The 21081-nt window shown below is 68.8% G+C and carries 19 protein-coding genes; 11 read left to right on the top strand and 8 right to left on the bottom strand.

The annotated features are described in order from the left end of the window. Positions 1 to 24: 24 nt before the first annotated feature. The 5 genes from hutH to AC3A84_RS02660 all read right to left on the bottom strand — a co-directional run bounded on the left by hutH (position 25) and on the right by AC3A84_RS02660 (position 5166). Positions 25 to 1563 (bottom strand): histidine ammonia-lyase, encoded by a 1539-nt coding sequence (hutH, locus tag AC3A84_RS02680; protein WP_487968178.1) that lies wholly within the window; start codon positions 1561 to 1563, stop codon positions 25 to 27. 126 nt (positions 1564 to 1689) lie between these two features. Further along, entirely contained in the window at positions 1690 to 2514 is an 825-nt protein-coding gene (gene hutC, locus AC3A84_RS02675) for a histidine utilization transcriptional repressor HutC (protein WP_487968177.1), read from the bottom strand. A gap of 14 nt (positions 2515 to 2528) precedes the next feature. Beyond that, on the bottom strand, positions 2529 to 3308 hold the full coding sequence (locus tag AC3A84_RS02670; RefSeq protein ID WP_487968176.1) for an ABC transporter ATP-binding protein: 780 nt from the start codon (positions 3306 to 3308) through the stop codon (positions 2529 to 2531). After that, on the bottom strand, positions 3308 to 4156 hold the full coding sequence (locus AC3A84_RS02665; RefSeq protein WP_487968175.1) for an ABC transporter permease: 849 nt from the start codon (positions 4154 to 4156) through the stop codon (positions 3308 to 3310). Before AC3A84_RS02665 ends, AC3A84_RS02670 begins: the two co-directional genes overlap by 1 nt. A gap of 41 nt (positions 4157 to 4197) precedes the next feature. Continuing rightward, a complete protein-coding gene (locus AC3A84_RS02660) occupies positions 4198 to 5166 on the bottom strand; it encodes an ABC transporter substrate-binding protein (RefSeq protein WP_487968174.1) in 969 nt (322 codons plus the stop codon). Positions 5167 to 5555: 389 nt separating this feature from the next. On the opposite strand from AC3A84_RS02660, the gene AC3A84_RS02655 reads away from it, so the two are divergent. The 9 genes from AC3A84_RS02655 to AC3A84_RS02615 all read left to right on the top strand — a co-directional run bounded on the left by AC3A84_RS02655 (position 5556) and on the right by AC3A84_RS02615 (position 15200). Continuing rightward, a complete protein-coding gene (locus AC3A84_RS02655; protein WP_487968173.1) occupies positions 5556 to 5690 on the top strand; it encodes a hypothetical protein in 135 nt (44 codons plus the stop codon). Continuing rightward, positions 5687 to 5782 carry a potassium-transporting ATPase subunit F gene (locus AC3A84_RS02650; protein ID WP_487968172.1) on the top strand — a complete coding sequence of 32 codons (96 nt, stop codon included), beginning with the start codon at positions 5687 to 5689 and terminating at the stop codon, positions 5780 to 5782. The genes AC3A84_RS02655 and AC3A84_RS02650 overlap by 4 nt, the downstream gene beginning before the upstream one ends. Position 5783: 1 nt before the next feature. Then, positions 5784 to 7592, top strand: a complete 1809-nt coding sequence (gene kdpA / locus AC3A84_RS02645) for a potassium-transporting ATPase subunit KdpA (protein ID WP_487968171.1) — start codon at positions 5784 to 5786, stop codon at positions 7590 to 7592. Positions 7593 to 7620: 28 nt separating this feature from the next. Further along, the gene (gene kdpB, locus AC3A84_RS02640) at positions 7621 to 9756 is read left to right on the top strand and encodes a potassium-transporting ATPase subunit KdpB (protein ID WP_487968170.1); all 2136 of its coding nucleotides are present in this window, start codon (positions 7621 to 7623) and stop codon (positions 9754 to 9756) included. 16 nt (positions 9757 to 9772) lie between these two features. Further along, positions 9773 to 10363: a potassium-transporting ATPase subunit KdpC gene (kdpC, locus tag AC3A84_RS02635; RefSeq protein WP_487968169.1), complete on the top strand. Its 591-nt coding sequence runs from the start codon at positions 9773 to 9775 to the stop codon at positions 10361 to 10363. 171 nt (positions 10364 to 10534) lie between these two features. Next, positions 10535 to 13249 carry a DUF4118 domain-containing protein gene (locus tag AC3A84_RS02630; protein WP_487968168.1) on the top strand — a complete coding sequence of 905 codons (2715 nt, stop codon included), beginning with the start codon at positions 10535 to 10537 and terminating at the stop codon, positions 13247 to 13249. A 23-nt stretch (positions 13250 to 13272) separates the two neighbouring features. Continuing rightward, complete coding sequence (kdpE, locus tag AC3A84_RS02625; protein ID WP_487968167.1) at positions 13273 to 14004, top strand: two-component system response regulator KdpE; 732 nt, start codon at positions 13273 to 13275, stop codon at positions 14002 to 14004. A 73-nt stretch (positions 14005 to 14077) separates the two neighbouring features. Then, on the top strand, positions 14078 to 14428 hold the full coding sequence (locus tag AC3A84_RS02620) for a hypothetical protein (protein ID WP_487968166.1): 351 nt from the start codon (positions 14078 to 14080) through the stop codon (positions 14426 to 14428). A 223-nt stretch (positions 14429 to 14651) separates the two neighbouring features. Beyond that, complete coding sequence (locus AC3A84_RS02615) at positions 14652 to 15200, top strand: Rrf2 family transcriptional regulator (RefSeq protein WP_487968165.1); 549 nt, start codon at positions 14652 to 14654, stop codon at positions 15198 to 15200. A gap of 343 nt (positions 15201 to 15543) precedes the next feature. Here AC3A84_RS02615 and AC3A84_RS02610 read toward each other — a convergent pair whose 3' ends face one another. Next, on the bottom strand, positions 15544 to 15723 hold the full coding sequence (locus tag AC3A84_RS02610) for a CsbD family protein (protein ID WP_487968164.1): 180 nt from the start codon (positions 15721 to 15723) through the stop codon (positions 15544 to 15546). Positions 15724 to 16196: 473 nt separating this feature from the next. Here AC3A84_RS02610 and AC3A84_RS02605 point away from each other — a divergent pair, with 473 nt between their 5' ends. Next, positions 16197 to 17846, top strand: coding sequence for a sensor domain-containing diguanylate cyclase (locus AC3A84_RS02605; RefSeq protein WP_487968163.1), 1650 nt, complete (start codon positions 16197 to 16199; stop codon positions 17844 to 17846). A 339-nt stretch (positions 17847 to 18185) separates the two neighbouring features. Here the strand turns inward: AC3A84_RS02605 and AC3A84_RS02600 are convergent, their stop codons facing one another. Further along, entirely contained in the window at positions 18186 to 19112 is a 927-nt protein-coding gene (locus tag AC3A84_RS02600; RefSeq protein ID WP_487968162.1) for an aldose 1-epimerase, read from the bottom strand. 78 nt (positions 19113 to 19190) lie between these two features. Continuing rightward, positions 19191 to 20105 carry an SMP-30/gluconolactonase/LRE family protein gene (locus AC3A84_RS02595; protein WP_487968227.1) on the bottom strand — a complete coding sequence of 305 codons (915 nt, stop codon included), beginning with the start codon at positions 20103 to 20105 and terminating at the stop codon, positions 19191 to 19193. 176 nt (positions 20106 to 20281) lie between these two features. Here AC3A84_RS02595 and AC3A84_RS02590 point away from each other — a divergent pair, with 176 nt between their 5' ends. After that, the gene (locus AC3A84_RS02590) at positions 20282 to 21079 is read left to right on the top strand and encodes an SDR family NAD(P)-dependent oxidoreductase (protein WP_487968161.1); all 798 of its coding nucleotides are present in this window, start codon (positions 20282 to 20284) and stop codon (positions 21077 to 21079) included. Positions 21080 to 21081: the final 2 nt, after the last annotated feature.

Genomic DNA, 21081 nt, shown 5'->3' with positions numbered 1-21081 from the left:
CGTTGGTGTGCGGGGTCGGGTGGCTTACTGGAAGCTGGGCAGGCAGGCCGCGAGCGGCGCGGGCCACGCCGATGTGCTGGCCCAGAGGCGCACGGCCTCGATGTCGGGCGCGAGGTAGCGGTCCTGCTCCAGGAAGGCCACGCGCTCGCGGATGGCGGCGAACTGGCCTTCGATCAGCGGCGAGGATTTGAGGCTGCGGTCGAACTCCATGCCCTGCGCAGCGGCCATGGCCTCGATGCCGACGATCACTGCCGTGTTGCGCGCCATGTCCAGCAGGCGGCGGGCGGCGTAGGTGGCCATGGAGACGTGGTCTTCCTGGTTGGCCGAGGTCGGCAGGCTGGTCACGCTGCTGGGGTGGGCGAGGCACTGGTTCTCGGCGGCCAGAGCCGCGGCCGTGACCTGGGCGATCATGAAACCGGAATTGACGCCGCTGTCGCGGATCAGGAAGGCCGGCAGGCCCGACAGGCCCGTATCCAGCAGGAGCGCGAGGCGGCGCTCCGAAATGGCACCGATCTCCGACAGCGCCAGTGCGACGATGTCCGCCGCGAAGGCGACCGGCTCGGCGTGGAAGTTGCCGCCGGAGATCACCTCGCCTGTGTCGGTGAAGACCAGCGGATTGTCCGATGCGGCATTGGCCTCGATGCGCAGCACGCGGGCGGCATGCGCCAGGTTGTCCAGGCAGGCGCCCATGACCTGCGGCACGCAGCGGATGGAATACGGGTCCTGCACGCGGCCGCAGTTCGGGTGGGAAGGGTCGATGGCGCTGCCTTCCAGCAGTGCGCGTACCGCCGCTGCCACCGCGATCTGGCCGGCCTGGCCCCGTGCTTCGTGGATGCGCGCATCAAAGGGCTTGACCGAGCCCTTGATGGCTTCGAGCGTGAGGCAGCCCGACACCAGCCCGGCCGCGAACACGCTCTCGGCCGCGAACAGGCCCGCCAGCGCCAGCGCGGTGGAGACCTGCGTGCCGTTGAGCAGCGCCAGGCCCTCCTTGGGGCCGAGCACGAAGGGCTCCAGCCCCACGGCAGCCATGGCCTCGCGCCCGGAGACGACCTGGCCGCCCACCTTGGCCGCGCCCTCCCCGATCAACACGCAGGCCAGGTGCGCGAGGGGCGCCAGATCCCCCGACGCGCCCACCGAGCCCTTGGCGGGAATGACCGGCAGCACGTCGGCATTGGCCAGCGCCAGCAGCGCATCGACCAGCGCCGGGCGCACGCCCGAATGACCCCGCGCCAGGCTCACGGCCTTGGTGGCCAGCACCATGCGCACCACGTCGTCCGGCAGCGGATCGCCCGTGCCCACGCTGTGCGATAGCACCAGGTTGCGCTGCAGCTCGGCCAGCCGGTCGTGGGCGATCTTGGTGCTGGCGAGCTTGCCGAAGCCGGTGTTGATGCCATACACCACCTGGTCCTCGGCCACGATGCGGTCCACGGTGGCCTGGGCGGCCTGCATGCCGGCCAGGGCGGAGGCATCCAGCACCAGCCGCACGCCGCCGGCGGCAATGGCGCGCAGCTGGGCCAGGGAGACCTGGCCGGGGCACAGCGTGAAGGGGGTTGCATCTGTCATCGGTTGATCCTGTATAGACAAGTAGATCGAGAAAAATAAAGCGGCTCTAAAGCCACCCGATTCGCGAATTGGATCATGAAGCCGCCAACTTGTATAGACAGGTTGACGGCAATTTTCACCGCCCCGCTACCCCACCACCGCCTGCCCGTCGGACCGGATGCGGCTGCCCAGCCGGTAGCGCGCGCCCGGATGCAGGCAGCGCACCAGCGTGACCGGCACGCCACGCGACCAGGTGCGGCGCGTGAGCAGCAGACAGGGATCGGCCGGCGCCATGTCGAGCAGGCGGGCCTGCTCGGCCGTGGGCAGCACGGCATCGACGACATGCTCCATCTGGTCGAACGGCACGTTGCGCACCAGGTATTCGGAGGGCTGCAGCTGGGTGAAGTCCTGCGCGCCGAACTGCGGCACCATGCGCGGGTTCACGTAGCGGTCTTCCAGCTGCACCGGCACGCCGTCTTCGCGGTGCACGCAGACGGCATGGAACACCGACTCGCCCGTGCGCAGGTCCAGCGCGGCGGCGATGTCCAGCGGCGCGGCCACACGCTCCACCGTCAGCACGTCGCAGCGGTAGTCGTGGCCGCGCTGGCGGATCTCGCTGGCCAGGTTGGCGATCTGCAGCAGAGTGGACTGCGGCTTGGCTTCGGCCACGAAGCTGCCCACGCCCGCCACGCGCACGATCCGGCCCTGCTCCACCAGTTCGCGCAGCGCACGGTTCACGGTCATGCGCGACATGCCGAACTGCTGCACCAGCTCGTTCTCGGAAGGCAGGCGGTCGCCCGCGCGCCAGGAGCCGTCCTGGATGCGGCGGGCGATGTGGTCCTTGATCTGCTGGTAGAGCGCCAACGCGGGCTCGGCGGCCGGGGCCGCAGCCACTGCGGCAGTGCGCGGGTTCGCGCGGGTAGTGCCCGCTCTGGGGGCGGCTCGCTTGCGGTTGGAGGTCGGCGTCGTCATGGCGCGGGACTGTATCAATGCGCCTCGGCCGCCAGCGACTCGGCGCGGATCTCCTCCGTCAACCGGGCCTTGAGCGCCATGAACTCGGGCGAGGTCTTCAGCGTGTAGTGGCGCGGGTGCGGCAGATCGACCGCGATCTCGGTCTTGATGCGCCCCGGGCGGGCGCTGAACACCGCCACGCGGCTGGCCATGAAGATGGCCTCGTCGATGTCGTGGGTGACGAACATCACCGTTTTGCGCTCGGCCTCCCAGATGCCCAGCAGCAGCTCCTGCATGAGCACACGGGTCTGGTTGTCGAGCGCGCCGAAGGGCTCGTCCATGAGCAGGATCTTGGGATCGTTGGCCAGCGCGCGGGCGATGGCCGTGCGCTGCTGCATGCCGCCCGAGAGCTGCTTGGGAAAGTGCTGCTCGAAGCCGCGCAGCCCCACCTTGGCGATGAAGTACGCGGCGCGCTCCTTCTGCTGCGCCTCCGGCATGCCGCGCTCGCGCAGGCCGAAGCGGATGTTCTGCTCGATGGTGAGCCAGGGGAACAGCGTGTAGCTCTGGAACACCATGCCCCGGTCGGCCCCCGGGCCCTCGACCGGCCGGCCGTCGAGCAGCACGCGGCCGCTGGTGGGCTGATCCAGCCCCGCCACGATGCGCAGCATGGTCGATTTGCCGCAGCCCGACGGGCCCAGGATGGTGACGAAGTCGTTGTCGGCCACGTGGAAATCGACCGGCAGCAGGGCCTGCGTGGCCGGCCCCTTGGCCGAGGTGAAGGTGCGCGAGACACCCTGGATCATCAACTCGCTCATCAGATGGTGCTCCAGGCGAAGAGGCGGCGGTTGATCGCCTTGAAGAGGAAGTCCGACACCAGCCCGATCAGGCCGATGACGATGATGCCGAAGATGATCTGCCCGGTGTTCAGCAAGGCCTGGCTGTCGGTGATCATGTGGCCGATGCCGGAGGAGGAGCCGATCAGCTCGGCCACGATCACGTAGGTCCAGGCCCAGCCCAGCACCAGCCGCAGCGTCTCGGCGATGTCGGGCGCCGCGCCGGGAATGAGCACGCGGCGCACGATGCCCGTGGGCGTGGCGCCCAGGGTGTAGGCGGCCTCGACCAGGTCCTTGCGGGCATTGCCGACGATGACGGCCACCATCAGGATGATCTGGAACACCGAGCCGATGAAGATCACCAGCAGCTTCTGCAGCTCGCCCAGGCCCGCCCAGAGGATGAGCAGCGGGATGAAGGCCGAAGCCGGCAGGTAGCGGCAGAACGAGACGAAGGGCTCCAGGAAGGCCTCCACGCCCTTGTGCGCGCCCATGGCGATGCCCAGCGGCACGGCCACGATGGCGGCCAGGATGAAGCCGCCCAGCACGCGCCACACCGTCATGCCGATGTCGTGCAGGAAGCCGAACTGCGTGAACAGCAGCCAGCCTTCCTGCACCATGGTGACGGGGCTGGCAAGGAAGGTCGGCGACACGTAGCCGCCCAGCGTAGCCACCGACCAGACAGCGACGAACAGCAGGAAGAACGCGGCGCCGAGCAGCCAGCGCGCGTGGCGGCCAACGGGCTCCAGCGGGCGCAGCGCGCGGCGGCGCTGCGGGACGGCCGGCGGCGCGGCGGGGGGTTCGGCGGGCATGGCGCCCATCGTTCGGCTCATCGGACGGGTCTCCACGGCAGGGCTCGGCAATCCATCTCAGCTCATTTGATGAAGCTGTCGTCGTACATGGCGCCGAAGTTCTCGGGCTGCTTGCGCACCACGCCGACCTCCAGCAGGATCGCGCCCGCATCCTTCATGAACTGCTGCAGCTCGCCCGCGAAGAACTTCTGGTTGGCGGCCTTGTCCTGCCAGCGCAGATAGGCGGACGACTTGGCGAAGGCCTCGCCCGTCTGCTTGACGGCGGCGCCCATGATCTCGTTGGCCTTGGCCGGCTCGGCCTTGATCATCTCGAGCGCCTCGAAGTACGACTGCGCGAGCGCCTGCGCGGCCTTGGGATGGGCCTTGAGCCAGTCAGGCGCGCAGCCCACGGTGTCCATCACCATCGGGTATTCAATGGTGGTAGCCAGGATCTTGCCGGCCTGCGGGTTGGCGCGGATGGTGGACAGGTAGGGCTCATAGGTCATGGCCGCATCGTTCTGGCCCGCGACGAAGGACTGGGCGGCGGGCTGCGGCTCCAGCGATACGGTCTTCACGTCCTTCAGGCTCATGCCGTTCTTGGACAGCATCCAGGCCAGGCCAAAGTACGGCGCGGTGCCCGGCGCGCTCACGGCGACGGTCTTGCCCTTGAGGTCGGCAAAGCTCTTGATGTCGTTGCGCACGGCAAGGCCGTCGGCGCCGTAGGACTTGTCCATCTGGAAGATCTGCACGATGGGCACGCCGTTGGTGTTCCAGGCCACATGCGTTTCCACCGTGGTCGCGGCGCACTGGATGGCCTTGGAGGCCAGCGCCAGATGCCGGTCCTTCTGCGGAATCATCTTCAGCTCCACGTCCAGGCCGTTCTTCTTGAAGATGCCGGCCTTGTCGGCCAGCGTCAGCGGTGCGAAGCCCGTCCAGCCTGACATGCCCAGCGCGATCTTCGTGTCCTCCGCCTGCGCCGCCGTGGCTGCGCACAGCAGCCACGCAGCTGTCGCCACCAGAGACGCCACCTTGCAACCCATCTTTCGGTCCATCTGACTGCTCCTCGTTCATGAATGTGGGGAAACTCCGTGCGCCGGAATGATGCGCGCCGCGCCTCCCTGTCTATACAGGGTAAACGCGCAAGCGTCCCGCAAAACCCGGCCACCGCACCTGCATACGACGCACCGAAGGGGTGCATCGCGGCGCGGCCAGCCCATGGGCACGCAAGAGATGGGCCAACCTGTATAGGCATCTACGCGGGATGACGGCCCGCCCAGCCCGGCACATGCCGGGTGTCCCCGACTCGTTGCGGCCACAGCCCTTGTTCTACCTGCGCAATGCGCTACAAAAAGCGGAGCGGGCGCCGATCTTTACGCTTTCTATACACCCGGCCCGCGAGTCTCTGCACCGTCTTTGCACCCGAATTTCCAGAATCGCCGCCATGTCTGACAACGGGAGTGATTCGATGGACTGGCTCTGGATCGCCGCAATCGCGGCGCTGTGGGTGGCGACGGCCGAAGCCGCGCTGTGGCTGCACCGCGCCGCATGGCCGCACAACACGGAGCGGGCGCAATGAATATCGACGTGCTCTACGGGCTGGCCGGCATGGTGGCCGTGCTGCTCTTCGCCTACCTGGTCTTCGCGCTGATCTGCGCCGAGGAGTTCTGAGATGCAAGCATCAGCCTGGGGCCTGCTGGCCTCGTTCCTTGCCGCGCTGGTACTGCTGGCCTGGCCGCTGTCGCGTGCGCTCGCCGCCCTCTGCGCCGGCCGCCTGCCGCGCCTGCTGCAGCGCATCGAAGCCCCTCTGTACCGCCTGGCCGGCGTGCAGCCCGATGCGGGCATGTCCTGGCAGCGCTATGCGCTCTGCCTGCTGGCCTTCAACGGCGCGGGCACGCTGCTGCTCTACGGCCTGCAGCGCCTGCAGAACCGCCTGCCGCTCAACCCCATGAACATGCCCGCCGTCGCGCCCGATTCGGCGTTCAACACGGCGGTGAGCTTCGTGACCAATACCAACTGGCAGGGCTACGCGGGCGAGTCCACCATGAGCCATCTCACGCAGATGCTCGGCCTGACGGTGCAGAACTTCCTGTCGGCCGCCACCGGCATCGCCGTCGCCTTCGCGCTCACCCGCGCCTTTGCCGGCCGCCAGTCCGACAGCCAGGGCCTGGTGGGCAACTTCTGGGCCGACGTGACGCGCATCACCCTGTGGGTGCTGGCGCCGCTGTCCTTCGCCATCGCGCTGGTGTTCGCCGGCCAGGGCGTGATCCAGAACTTCAAGCCTGACGCCAGAGTGACCACGCTGGAAACCACCACCTACCAGGTGCCACGCATGGACGCCGCAGGCCAGCCGGTGCTGGACGCCAAGGGCGCACCGGTGACCGACAGCGTACAGACGCACCAGCAGACACTCTCCATGGGCCCGGTCGCCTCGCAGGAGGCGATCAAGATGCTCGGCACCAACGGGGGGGGCTTCTTCAACGCCAACTCGGCCCACCCTTACGAGAACCCCACGGCGCTGACCAACTTCGTGCAGATGCTGGCGATCTTCCTGATCCCGGCCGCGCTGTGCCTCACGTTCGGCCGCCTGGTGGGCGACGAGCGCCAGGGCTGGGCGCTGCTGGCGGCCATGACGGTGCTGTTCGTGGCGGCGGTGGTCGCCCTCACGGCGGCCGAGCAGGCGGGCAACCCGCTGCTGGGCAAGCTGGGCGTGGACCAGGCGGCAAGCGCCTGGTCGAGCGGCGGCAACATGGAGGGCAAGGAAGTGCGCTTCGGCATCGACGCCACCGCGCTGTTCACCGCCATCACCACGGCCGCCTCGTGCGGTGCCGTCACGGCCATGCACGATTCGCTCACCCCGCTGGGCGGCATGGTGCCCATGGTGCTGATGCAGCTGGGCGAAGTGGTCTTCGGCGGCGTGGGCAGCGGGCTCTACGGCATGCTGGTGTTCGCCATCCTGGCCGTGTTCATCGCCGGCCTGATGATCGGCCGCACGCCGGAATACCTGGGCAAGAAGATCGAGGTGCGCGAGATGAAGCTCGTCTCGCTGGCCATCCTGATCACGCCCATCGTGGTGCTGCTGGGCACGGCCGTGGCCGTGAGCGTGGGTGCGGGCACCGCCGGCATCGCCAACCCCGGCCCGCACGGCTTCTCCGAAGTGCTCTACGCGCTGACATCGGCGGCCAACAACAACGGCAGCGCCTTCGCCGGCCTGTCAGCCAACACGCCCTTCTACAACACGCTGCTGGGCCTGGCGATGTGGCTGGGCCGCTTCGGAATGATCGTGCCGGTGCTGGCCATCGCCGGCTCGCTGGCGGCCAAGCAGCGGCTGCCCGTCACCGGCGGCACCCTGCCCACGCACGGCCCGCTTTTCGTGGCGCTGCTGGTGGCCGTCGTGCTGCTGGTGGGCCTGCTGAACTACGTGCCATCGCTGGCTCTGGGGCCGATGGTCGAACACCTGATGCTCTGGCCCGCCCGCTGAGTCGCAGCCGCCCCACGGAAAGACAATCATGCAAACCCCTTCTTCCCAGGCACCGTCGGTGCCCTCTTCCTCCACGCGCTCGCTGATGGACACGGCGCTGCTGGCTCCGGCCCTGCGCGGCGCCTTCGTCAAGCTGAACCCTGCAGCGCAATGGCGCAACCCGGTGATGTTCGTCGTGTATGTCGGCAGCATCATGACCACGCTGCTCTGGGCCCAGGCCCTGGCAGCGCCAGCCGCGGCCCAGGCCAGCGGCCTGTCGCCGAACTTCATCCTGGCCGTGGCGCTGGGGCTGTGGTTCACGGTTCTCTTCGCCAACTTCGCCGAAGCGCTGGCCGAAGGCCGCAGCAAGGCCCAGGCGGCATCGCTCAAGGGCCTGCGCAAGGACACCTGGGCCAAGAAGCTCAAGTCCGCCAACTGGCCCACGGCTGACCGCAACTGGCTGCCCGCGCAGGCCAGCGACCTGCGCCGCGGCGACGTGGTGATGGTGGAGACCGGCGACGTGATCCCGCTGGACGGCGAGGTGCTGGACGGCGTGGCCTCGGTGGACGAAAGCGCCATCACCGGCGAATCGGCCCCCGTGGTGCGCGAATCGGGCGGCGACTTCTCCGCCGTCACGGGCGGCACCCGCGTGCTGTCGGACTGGCTGGTGGTGCGCATCGCCGTGAACCCGGGCGAGTCCTTCCTCGACCGCATGATCAGCATGGTCGAGGCCGCACGCCGGCAGAAGACGCCCAACGAGATCGCGCTCACCATCCTGCTGGTGGCGCTGACCATCGTCTTCCTGGTGGTCACCGCCACGCTGCTGCCCTTCTCGCTCTTCAGCGTGCATGCGGCGGGCGCGGGCGGCGCCGTGCCGCTGACCTCGCTGATCGCGCTGCTCGTCTGCCTGATCCCGACCACCATCGGCGGCCTGCTGTCGGCCGTGGGCGTGGCCGGCATGAGCCGCATGATGCAGGCCAACGTGATCGCCACCTCGGGCCGCGCCGTCGAGGCCGCCGGCGACGTGGACGTGCTGCTGCTGGACAAGACCGGCACCATCACCCACGGCAACCGCCAGGCCAGCGCCTTCGTGCCCGCGCCGGGCTGCGACAGCGCCGCGCTGGCCCGGGCCGCGCTGCTGGCCTCCCTCTCCGACGAAACGCCCGAGGGCCGCAGCATCGTCACCCTGGCCCACGAGGGCGGCGTGCGGGCCGATGCGCCCGAAAGCGCCGTGTTCGTGCCGTTCACCGCGCAGACGCGCATGAGCGGCATCGACCTGCCCGCGCAATCCGCCGGCGCGGCCCCCACCGCCGTGCGCAAGGGCGCCGTGCAGGCCGTGTGCCGCCATGTCGAGGCCCTGGGCGGCCAGGTGCCCGCCGCCGTGCGCGCCGCGGCCGACGACGTGGCCCGGCGCGGCAGCACGCCGCTGGCCGTGGCCGAAGGCGCCCGCGTGCTGGGCATCGTGGAACTCAAGGACGTGGTCAAGGCCGGCATCCGCGAGCGCTTCGCCGAGCTGCGCCGCATGGGCATCCAGACGGTGATGATCACCGGCGACAACCGGCTCACCGCCGCCGCCATCGCCGCCGAGGCCGGCGTGGACGACTTCCTGGCCGAGGCGACGCCCGAGGACAAGCTCGCCCGCATCCGCAAGTACCAGGCTGAAGGCCACCTTGTCGCCATGACCGGCGACGGCACCAACGACGCCCCCGCGCTGGCCCAGGCCGACGTGGCCGTCGCCATGGGCAGCGGCACGCAGGCGGCCAAGGAGGCCGCCAACATGGTGGACCTGGACTCCAATCCCACCAAACTGCTGGAGGTGGTGGAAACCGGCAAGGCGCTGCTGATGACGCGCGGCTCGCTCACCACCTTCTCCATCGCCAACGACGTGGCCAAGTACTTCGCCATCGTGCCGGCGCTCTTCGCCGCGACCTATCCGCAGCTCGACGCGCTCAACCTCATGCGGCTGGCCAGCCCCTCGTCGGCCATCCTGTCGGCGGTGATCTTCAACGCGCTGGTGATCGTGTTCCTGATCCCGCTGGCCCTGAAGGGCGTGCGCTACCGCCCCGTGGGCGCCGCCGCGCTGCTGCGCCGCAACCTGGCCATCTACGGCCTGGGCGGACTCGTCGTGCCGTTCATCGGCATCAAGCTGATCGACCTGCTGCTGGTGGCAGCCGGCCTGGCCTGAAAGGATTCAAACCATCATGACCTCGATGTTCAACACCCTCCTGCGCCCGGCCCTGGTGCTGCTGGCCTGCCTCAGCGCCCTCACCGGCCTGCTCTACCCTGCCGCCGTCACCGGGGCCGCCCAGGCGCTCTTTCCGTGGCAGGCGCAGGGCAGCCTGCTGGAGCGAGGCGGCCAGACCGTGGGCTCCGCGCTCATCGGCCAGCCGTTCTCCGACCCGCGCAATTTCTGGAGCCGGCCCTCGGCCACCGCGCCCATGCCCTACAACGGCAGCGCCTCGGGCGGCTCCAACCAGGGCCCGCTGAACCCGGCCCTCACCGAGGCCGTGCAAGCCCGCGTGCAGGCCCTGCGCGAAGCCGATCCGGGCAACACCGCGCCCGTGCCGGTCGATCTGGTCACGGCTTCGGCCAGCGGCCTGGACCCGCACATCAGCCCGGCCGCCGCCCGCTACCAGGCCGCCCGCGTGGCGCGCCTGCGCGGCCTGCCCGAAGCCACCGTGCAGACCCTGATCGAAAAGAACACCGAGGCACCGCTCTGGGGCCTGCTGGGCGAGCCGCGCGTGAACGTGCTGGCGCTGAACCTTGCCCTGGGCACGCCGCGCACACCTTGAGTGCCTTGGCCGCCTTCGCCGGACGGCGCTACCGCCCGCATGCACTCCGCCCAGCAGGCCCGCGGAGCGGGCGGGCGGTCTGCGGCCTTGCGGCCCACCCCGCCCACGCCTTCCCCGTCGCTGGGTCCCCTTGAGCTATCGTCACCCGGCTCCGAGCCATCATCACGCCCCATGCCCGAACTGGAACGACCCGACCCCGATGCACTGATCGCCCAGCTGCGCGCCGAATCCGACGAGGACCGGCCGGGCCGGCTGCGCATTTACTTCGGCGCCAACGCCGGCGTTGGCAAGACCTGGTCCATGCTGAGCGCGGCCCAACGCGAGCGCCAGGCGGGTCGCGACGTGCGCATCGGCGTGATCGAAACCCACGGCCGCGCCGAAACCTCCGCGCTGCTCGATGGCCTGCCCGTGCTGCCGCTACGCGCAGTGCCCTACCGGGGCCGCGTCTTGCACGAGCTGGATCTGGACGGCGCCCTCGCCGCCCGCCCCCAGGTGCTGTTGGTGGACGAGCTCGCGCATTCCAACGCACCCGGCTCGCGCCACGCCAAGCGCTGGCAGGACGTGCAGGAGCTGCTCGCCGCAGGCATCGACGTGTGGACCGCCCTGAACGTTCAGCACCTGGAAAGCCTCAACGGCACGGTGGGCACGATCACCGGCATCCGCGTGCATGAAACCGTGCCGGATGCGGTGCTGGACGACGCGGCCGAAGTCGTGCTGGTGGACGTTACCCCCAACGAGCTGCAGGCCCGCCTGAAGGCCGGCAAGGTCTACCTGCCCGCCCAGGCACAGCAGGCGGCGCGCAACTTCTTTCGCACCGGCAACCTGATAGCGCTGCGCGAGATCGCCCTGCGCCGCACCGCAGAGCATGTGGAAGACGACATGCGCGACTGGCGCGTCGAGCATTCGGGCAGCAGCGCCACGGCACAGGCCTGGAACACCTCAGGCGCGCTGCTGGTGGCCGTGGGCGGCCAGCCGGCCGCCGCGCAGACGGTGCGCACCGCCGCCCGGCTGGCCGGCCAGCTCAACGTGCGCTGGCATGCCATCCATGTGGAAACGCCGCAGCGCCGCCTGCCGGCGGCCCAGCGCGAACAGGCCCTGGCCACGCTGCAACTCGCCCAAGGCTTGGGGGCGGAGACCGCGGTGCATACCGCTCCCAGCGTGGCCGAGGGGCTGGCCGAGCAGGCCGGGCGGCTCAATTGCGCCACCCTGGTGCTGGGCCGGGGCGGCAGCGGCGATCCAGCCTGGCGGCGGCGCTGGGCGGGCGCTCGCCTGCAGGCACAACTGGTACGACGGGTGCCGTCGGTGGACATCGTGCAGGTCGCCCCCGCCTCCCAGCATCGCAGCCTGCCACGCACGGCGGCGGCCATCACATCCGCCGCAGCGGCCCGGCGGCGCCCCGAAGCCGCCGCCTTTCTCTGGGCCACCCTGGTCAGCATGGCGCTGACCATGGCAACGCAGCCGCTCGACGACACGCTGGACCTGGTCAACATCGTGATGCTCTTCCTGCTGGGCGTGGTGGGCGTGGCGCTGCGCTGGGGCCGCACCCCGGCGGCACTGGCGGCATTTCTCAACGTCATGGCCTTCGACTACTTCTTCGTGCCGCCGCGCAGCTCGTTCGCCGTGAGCGACGCCCAATACCTTGTCACCTTCGCCGTGATGCTGGCGGTGGGGCTGCTGATCGGCCAGCTTACCGCCGGACTGCGCTCCTCAGCCGCCGTGGCCGCCGAACGCGAGCGGCGCACACAGTCCTTGTTCGACCTGACCCGCGAACTCTCGGGCGCGCTGGAAAGCCAGCAGGTGGTACAGCTGGGCGAACAGGCCATCAGCACGTATTTCGGCGGCCAGGCACGGGTGATGCGCACCGATGCCGGCGACCGCCTGACCCAGCCCCAACCTGCGCCGCCGGGCTGGGATGCGAGCGTGGCCGAATGGGCGTTCGCCCATGCCGAGCCTGCGGGTCTTGGCACGGCCACCCTGTCGGCCCAGCCGTGGCGCTATGTGCCACTGGCCGCGCCCATGCGCGTGCGCGGCGTAGCGGCGCTCACCCTGCCCGAGCCGGGCATGCTGGCCGTGCCCGAGCATGCGCAGCAACTGGATACGCTGTGCCGCCAGATCGCCATCGCGCTGGAACGCGTGCACTACGTGGAAATCGCGCAGCAGGCCGTGGTCGAGATGGAATCGGAGCGCCTGCGCAATACCCTTCTGGGCGCGCTCTCGCACGACATCCGCACGCCGCTCACCGTCCTGCGCGGCCTGGCGGAATCGCTGCCAGGGCAGCCTGCCGAGCAGTGTGCGGAGACGGCGCAGGCCATCGTCGCGCAGGCCGGCGCTCTGCATGCGCTGGTCACCAACCTGCTCGACATGGCGCGGCTGGACGGCGGCCTGCCCGGCGGCGCGCCCGAGCTGCGGCGCGACTGGCAATCGGTGGAGGAAGTCGCGGGCTCGTCCATCCGCGCCAGCCAGGCGGCGCTGGGCGGCCTGGCCGTGCATACGCAGCTGCCGGCCGACCTGCCGCTGGTCGAGTTCGACGCCGTGCTCATCGAGCGCGTGCTGGTCAACCTGCTGGAGAACGCCGCCAAGTACGGCGCTCCGCCGATCGAGTTGCGCGCCTGGACCGACGCCACCCAACTGCACCTGGTGGTGCGCGACCACGGCCCGGGTCTGCCCCCCTCGCTCAGCGGCCCCGATCGCACGCCCTTCGACAAGTTCACGCGCGGCCATGCCGAATCGGCCATCCCCGGCGTCGGGCTGGGCCTGGCGATCTGCAAGGCTATCGCCCGGGCTCACGGCGGGGACATCACTGCCGATGCAGCACAGGGTGGCGGCGCGCAGTTCCACCTGACCCTGCCGCGCCGCGAGCCACCCGACATGCCCGCAGACGCCTGAGCGTCTCATCGGACAATAGCCCCATGCAATCCCCCCGTACCGTGATCGTCATCGAGGACGAGCCCCAGATCCGCCGCTTCGTGCGAGCCGCGCTGGAGAGCGAAGGCTGGCTGGTGCACGAGGCCGGCACCGTGCAGGCAGGCCTGGCCTCCGTCGCCACGCGCAAGCCCGACCTGGTGGTGCTGGACCTGGGCCTGCCCGACGGCGACGGGCTGGACCTGCTGCGCGACGCGCGCTCGTGGTCGCCCGCCACCATCATCGTTTTGTCGGCTCGCTCCGACGAGGCCGACAAGATCGCGGCGCTGGATGCCGGCGCCGACGACTACCTGACCAAGCCCTTCGGCACCGGTGAACTGCTGGCACGGGTGCGTGCCAACCTGCGCCGCCTCCGGCAGGCTGAAGGGCAGGCCGACGCACAGCCGCGGTTCGCATTCGGCCAAGTGGAAATCGACCGGGCAGCGCGCACTGTGCTGCGCGCCGGCCAGCCCGTGCATCTCACACCCATCGAATACCGCATGCTGACCGTGCTGGCCGCCAACGCCGGCCGGGTGATGACGCAGCGCCAGCTGCTCACCGAAGTCTGGGGGCCTGGCCACGTCGATCGCAGCCATTACCTCCGTATCCACATGGGCCACCTGCGCCGCAAGCTGGAGGCCGACCCGGCCCAGCCGCAGCACCTGTTGACCGAAACCGGCGTAGGCTATCGACTCGTCGTCGATGCGCAGCCAGAGGGGGCGGGCACCCCCTCGCTATAATTCACCCACGATGCTACGGTGGTTTATCACGGTCTTCACCCTTCACTTCTTCCTCTGTGTAGGAGTGTCGGCCGTGGGCAAGTCCGCCCCCATTGCACCTATCCCTCATGGCAGCGCGGGCAGCACGGCCCTCGCCTCCGCCAAGGCAGCCGCCGCGCAGCAGGCTGCTGCCGGTGACACGCTCGCTCCCCAGGCACAGTCTGCAGCCCAGGCCACGAGCGACGACTCGGAACCGGAAGCTCTTGCGCTCAGCCACGCTCTCTTTGACGACGCCGACGATCTGCCGGACGACGTGAATCTGCTGCGTGCCCTGGTAAGCCGTTCCAGCGCTAGCTACCCGCCCCTGCAGTGGGCCGAAGCGAAGGCCGCTTCGCACGCGCCGGCCACGCCGCGCAAACCCCCCCGCTCCGCACTCACAGCCTGACTGCGGCCGGCGCTCGCTCGCCGTAGCCCCCAGGCCATCCCCTGCCGCGCACGGCAACGTGCGCCGGCTCTCGCGTCTTTCCCCTTTCGTCTTTCGCGCGCTCCGGGCGGTGTTGATCCGCAAGATCGAGCCCTCACGGGCTCCTCCTGGCCGATCAATCCCTGAGGCCAGAGGCTTAGCTCCTCGAGGGCGCGCACCGAACTCTTCAAAGGAGTCCCTCACCATGCGTCTGACCACCCGAGGCAAGATGGCCGTCACGGCCATCACCGATCTGGCACTTCGCTCCCATGGCGGCCCCGTCGCACTGCCGGGCATCAGCACCCGTCAGGGCATTTCGCTTTCTTACCTCGAAGACATCTTCGGCGCCCTGCGCCGCGCCGGCCTCGTCACCAGCATCCGCGGACCGGGCGGCGGCTACACGCTCACGCGCGCGCCGCAGGAGCTGTCCGTCGCGGAAATCGTCGCCGCGTCCGAAAAATTCATGATGCGCCCCCCGACCAAGGCCTCCGCGCCCGAAGACGACTCCACCGACCTGCCTTCGGCAGAGATGACCGAGGAGCTGTGGACTTCCTTCCACTCCCGCGTGAAGGAATACCTGCAGTCCATCACCGTGGCCGACCTGCTCAAACAGCAGGGCGTGCAAGCCGTGAGAGACGTGGCGCACGCAGGCCGCAGCCCGCGCAGCGAATCGCGCAGGTCGGTACGCACCCAGCTGCCCTCGAGCAGCGTGCCCAATTCGGTGTTCGCCTTGGGCCGCCTGGGTTCGGCGTAACGCGCGCGCAGCCCCCGACCCGAGGCCAGCCGGCATGCGGGACCGGGCGGGCCTGGACCTCCTCACACAACACTGATGCGAGTCGCGCACCCGGTGGCGACCCCGCAAGCGCAACGACATCGCCCGCCGCATCGCTGGCATGGGGCAGCCCAGGCTGCACGAAGCATTCGGAGATATGCCTGAACAGAACGCGCGCGATGCTGCGCTCTACAACGCCGCGTACGATCACGACGCCTGTCGCCTTTGAAGCACCGGCCCAAACAAAAGCCCCGGGGCTCACGCACCGGGGCTTCACCGCCTGCAGATCGGAAGGCCTGAGCAGGCTACGCCTGGCGGCCGTCCCTCACTTCGTGGCGTCCTTGATCTTTTCCTTGGCGTCGCCGTAGTTCTTCTGCGCAGTGCCTTCGACTTGCTTGGCAACACCCTTGGCCTGCTGCTCGGGACTGTCGATCAGTTCACCCGACTTCTGCTGGACCTTGCCCGCAGCATCTTTCAGAGCGCCCTTGATTTGATCGGTGTTCATTCTTGACCCTTTCGACGTGAGATGGTGTGCTCGCCGGAGTGGCTTCGCATCAGAATTTCATCGTAGTCCGGCCGTTTGCGATGGAAGGAAAGCGCAGAGCCCGGCTCAAAGTCGGCACGCACCTACGTGGCGGACACATGGCAGCTGCGCGGGAACGAGTGCGAGCCACCAGCCAGCGAAGGAAAAGCACCGACCTGCATCGGCAAACGCGTACCGCACGTGTTGCATGCATTCCGCACTTACGCCCATCGCAGGGATGCTGCTGCTCGGGCGCGACCATCTGGACTGAGGGCCCCAACCTTCGAACGGGCGTCGCTAACGAGCCCTTCTCATCGGCGTGCCCATGGGGGTGCGGAGCACCCACACCGTGGCCCGACGCACACAGTGAGGACTGCGGCGCCCATCACGGCAAGAGCACCCAAGATATTGACATATTGTAACAATATTGGTTATCATCCCGCCCTTGCCTGCATTTGCCCGACTTCGCCCGGGAAAGCTGGCAAGGAAACCTGAAAGACCACCGCAGCGCCTACCCCGACGGCACAGCTCCCATCCCGCCAACCGCTCGGCCAGCCACTCCAAACGATCCGATCTGCCTGCGCACTGCATTTCTCAGGTCTTCCCTGATGCTCCCCACCCAACAAGCCCATTCCGGGCGCTCGCTCCCGCTGGCTTCGGCTGGGATGCGGGCCTTGCGCGACTTCTGCTGGGCAGCCGTGATCGTCGTGCCGTGCGCGCTCCTCGCTGCTCTCATGACCCGGCTGCTGGGGCCGCTGTCGCTCTTCTGGCCTGCCAACGCCGTGCTGCTGGGCATGCTGCTGCGACACCCGGAGAAGGCGACGCCAGCAGGATGGCTGGGCGCCTATGCAGGCTTTCTGGGGGCCGACTTCCTGGCGGGAACCAGCCTGCCCATGAACTTGTGGCTGAACACAGCCAATATGGTGGGCGTGGCCGCGGGTTACTTCGTCGCCAACCGTGTTCTGCCGGTGAATGCCCGTCACCTGAAGCAGCCCCGGACCATTCTGTCGGTACTCACCGTGTGCCTGGCCAGTGCCGCGGCTGGCGCCATCGCGGGCGGCGCGGCCAGCCCGGTGCTGTTCGACCGCAGCCTGCTCGCCGGCCTGGTGGACTGGTTCAATGGCGATCTGGCGCTCTACATCCTGCTGCTGCCGGTGATGCTGGCAGCCCCCCCGACGCCCCACCTGTCCTGGCATCTGCTCGCGCAGCGCCTGCGCTCCATTCAGAAAGACTGGGCGACCGTGTTGCCAGCGATCTCGCTCGCCCTGTCCTTGGTGATCGCCATCCTGGTCGGTGGCCCTGGTGTGCTGGCGCTCCCGGTACCTGCCTTGATTTGGTGTGCACTGCGCTACGCGGTCTTTCCCACGCTGGCGCTGACCGCGCTGCTCAGCGTCATCCAGCTGTTTTCCATCGCTGCCAGCGTGATGGTTCTCCCAGAGGGCAAGCTGCTCTACATGAATTCCCTGCAGTCGGCACGGCTGGGCATCGCGCTGATAGCGCTGGGTCCGATGGCGGTGGCCATCGTGAACGGTGCGCGCAACGACCTGCTGCGCAGGCTGGACTACATGGCACGCCACGATCATCTCACGGGTGTTCTGCAGCGTCGCTCCTTCATGGAATGTGGCGCCCCGCTGCTCGCCCGCGATGCGGCTGCTGACCGGCCCACCGCCGTGTTGATGATCGATATTGATCACTTCAAGCAGATCAACGACCGCTTCGGGCATGCGCAGGGTGACAGGGCACTCGCCACCGTGGCTGCCGAACTGCTGGCCGGAATGCGCGACGGCGACATCCTCGGGCGCATCGGCGGCGAGGAATTCGCGGCACTTCTGCCCAACACCGACATGCGCCAGGCGGCGCTTGCAGCAGAGCGGCTACGGGCGCGGGTGGAAGCGATCGCCGCGCCCAGCGACGATGCAAGAGCCTTGCACATGCATCCACTGCCGCGCCTGACCGCGAGCTTCGGCGTTGCGGTCAGCCATGCGGGCACGTCGCTCACGCTGAATGACCTGCTGACCCATGCCGATAGCGCGCTCTACGAAGCCAAGTCGTCCGGGCGCAACCGCGTGGAATTCGCGTCGCCCGCACGCGAAGCGATCACATGAACACTTGAATGCATGGCGCAAGAGCCTGAAGGCGCCTGGACTGGTTCCCCGTCTTCTATCAGGGCCGAGGCCGCAGTGCCGGGACGAGATGCCAAGCGCAGCACAGAGCCAGGCCAGTGACCTGCCCATCACCGCCTCAGACTCCCATTCGAGGGGGTTTTCGAAGGTTTGGAGGGGAGTGGCGCCAGTGCACGGGCGTTTTGACGCCCCGATGGCGGGCTTGGACAAGAGGCCGCGCGGAACGCCAGCCAACTGCATCCATCCGGCCTGGCCCTAAAGCGCCGCTCGAAGACTGCGATGAGCGCCCAAACCTGCCGCCCGTACTCCTTGCTCCGGCGTTCAGTCTGTGCGGCTGAAACGCCACTGCACTGTCAGCGCGAGTGTCTCCCCACGCCCTAACAACCGCAGGCCCGGCATGCCAGGCTGATGGAAAGCGTCGATCGGCTGCGTGATCGGCTCAAAGCAAAATGCCGGTCCTGCGGGCGGACGATAGATCAGGCAGAAATGCTGGTCCTCGCCGCCGTCCCTCGCGAAGTCGGGCATGTGAGCGGTCAGCTGCCAGCCCCTTTCCGGCCAATCGATGCGGGCCGATCCCCCCCAGCCCACGTAGGCGTTGTCGATCAGATCGCCTTGCGCAGAAACGCCAGCGTTGAGATCCCAGCCCGGCGGGAATTGTTCCGTCATCTCGGTGGGCAACGGATCGTCGCCGCTCAGCCAGACACCTCGGACCGGCGCCTGGATGCGAGTGCCGAGCGTACGAGGAAACCAGGGATGCAGGCCCAGCCCATAGGGCAGCGGCTCGGCGCCGCGATGCGTCACCTCGATGGACTGGTCCAGTCCGCCCTCCACCAGCCGGAAGGTCTGCCGGCAGGCGTAGTCATACGGATTGCCGTCGAAGCACGCCGACTCCAGCGACATCTCCACGGTGTCGGCACCCGCCTGTCGCAAGCTCCACGGCTGCAGCCAGCCGTCACCATGGATCGGGTAAGGCTCGCCGGCACGGTTGGGCTGCATGGCGTGGAACTGCCCCGCATGCGAGAAGCCGCCCCCGCTGATGCGGTTGGACCACGGCACCATGGCGAAGGACGCGAGCCGGTAGAGGTCCGGAGTGACACCATCCCAAGGCCGCCACAGGTCCAGCCGGCCGCGAGGACTGCGCGGGTCGTCGATCTGCCAGGCTGCGACGCTGCCGCCCAGCGTGGGCACCAGCCCCAGATGCTGGCCCGCATGATGCAGCCAGACGATGGGATGGGAAGGCTCGGCCATGGCGGCTCCTCGGTTGGTTGGTTGGTGATGTGGGCGCGCGGGGGCGGCGGCCGTGTGACCGGCAGCCAGGCCGACGCGTCAGCCGCCGAACAGGTGCGCCGGCTGTCCTGCAACGTCCAGCGAGACCCCGAAAAGCGCCCCGGCCAGAGGCTCGGCTTGCAGCTGTGCGGGCGAGAGCCCCACACGCGCCGAGGTGATGAACAGCGTGGTCAGGCCGGCTCCGCCAAAAGCGCAATTGGTGACCTGACTCACCGGTAGATCGATGCGCGCGAGTTCTTCGGCACTAGCGGGGTCGTGGCAGGTGACGCAGCCGCCGCCCCAGTGGGCGATCCACAGGCGGCCGTCGGCATCCGTCGTCATCCCGTCGGGCACGCCGTCTTCCGATGCCCAGCGCTTCCAGAGCGTCCGGTTCGACACCCGGCCGGTGGCCGCGTCGAAGTCGTAGCGGTAGGTGAGCCCGTGCACGGTGTCGTTGAAGAACATGCCGCCGCCGGACCACGCCGGGCCGTTGGTCACGGCGAATCCGTCGTCGTGCCGGGTGCAGCCGCCGTCGGCGTCATGGCGATAGAGCGCGCCCGTGGGCGCCTGGCAGGCAAAGTCCATGCTGCCCGCCCAGAAGCGCCCCTGGGCATCGCATTTACCATCGTTGAATCGGTTGCCCTGCCGCTCGGGCTCGGGTTGGTGCCGATAGCGCGGCTCGGTATCCGCATCGGGATCGAACAGCGCGAAGCCGCGGCGCAGCGCCAACAGCAGGCCGGGCGCCCCGGCGCGTTCCGCCAGGGCGGATATCTCTTCGGCGAAGTCCCAGTGCCGGGGTTCGGCGGCGGACAGGTCCCAGCGATAGAGGCGGCGCGCGAGGATGTCCACCCAGTACAGCGCCTGCTGGCGCTCGGACCACATCAGGCCTTCGCCCAACTCGCAGCCGAGGTCCTGCAGGCAATGCACGGGCCCGGGTGCGGGCCGGTGCGTGGGCGTGGGCGTGGGCGTTGGCATCGGCGTAGGCGTGGTGGCGGACGGCGCCGCGCGGTGGGGCTGGCTGGAATTCACGGCTTGTCTCCGGGTGCTGCGAGGCCTCTATCGGGGGTGTGCCTCTTGACTCGGGCGATGTTATCAACGCCAATTGATGCTGTTAATGATTATTTTCACGATCAATTGATTGCAATATTGATATGACAATTTCCAATGCAAGCTCAGCCCTCACCCAGGGCACGTCGCTATTTCCCAGCCTCAAGGGCCGTTCTGTGTTCGTCACCGGCGGCGGCAGCGGCATCGGTGCGTCCATCGTGACGGCCTTCGCCGAGCAAGGCGCCCGTGTGGCGTTCGTCGATGTCGCAGAGCAGGCCAGCGAACAACTCGCGCAGCAACTGGCGGCGGCCGGTCTGCCGCGCCCCTGGTGGCGGGTCTGCGACGTGCGCGACATCGGTGCGCTGCGCTCCTGCATGGCCGATGCGGCCGCGGAACTGGGCGACTTTTCGGTGCTGGTGAACAACGTGGCCAGCGACGATCGGCACACGCTCGAATCCGTCACGCCCGACTACTACGACGAACGCATCGCCATCAACGAGCGGCCGGCCTTCTTCGCCATCCAGGCCGCCGTGCCCGGCATGCGCAAGCTGGGCGGTGGCTCGGTCATCAACCTGGGCTCGACCGGCTGGCAGGGCAAGGGCGAAGGCTATCCCTGCTATGCGATCGCCAAGTCGTCGGTGAACGGCCTCACGCGCGGCCTGGCCCGAACGCTGGGACGCGACCGCATCCGCATCAACACGGTTTCGCCGGGCTGGGTGATGACCGAGCGCCAGATCAAGCTGTGGCTCGACGCCAAGGGCGAGGAGGAACTGGCCCGCAACCAATGTCTGCCCGACAAGCTACGTCCGCACGACATCGCCCGCATGGTGCTCTTTCTCGCATCCGACGATGCGGCGATGTGCACCGCGCAGGAATTCAAGGTGGATGCAGGCTGGGTCTGAGC

The sequence above is a fragment of the Paracidovorax sp. genome (assembly GCF_057642795.1).
This window is presented reverse-complemented; position numbering and strand designations above follow the sequence as displayed.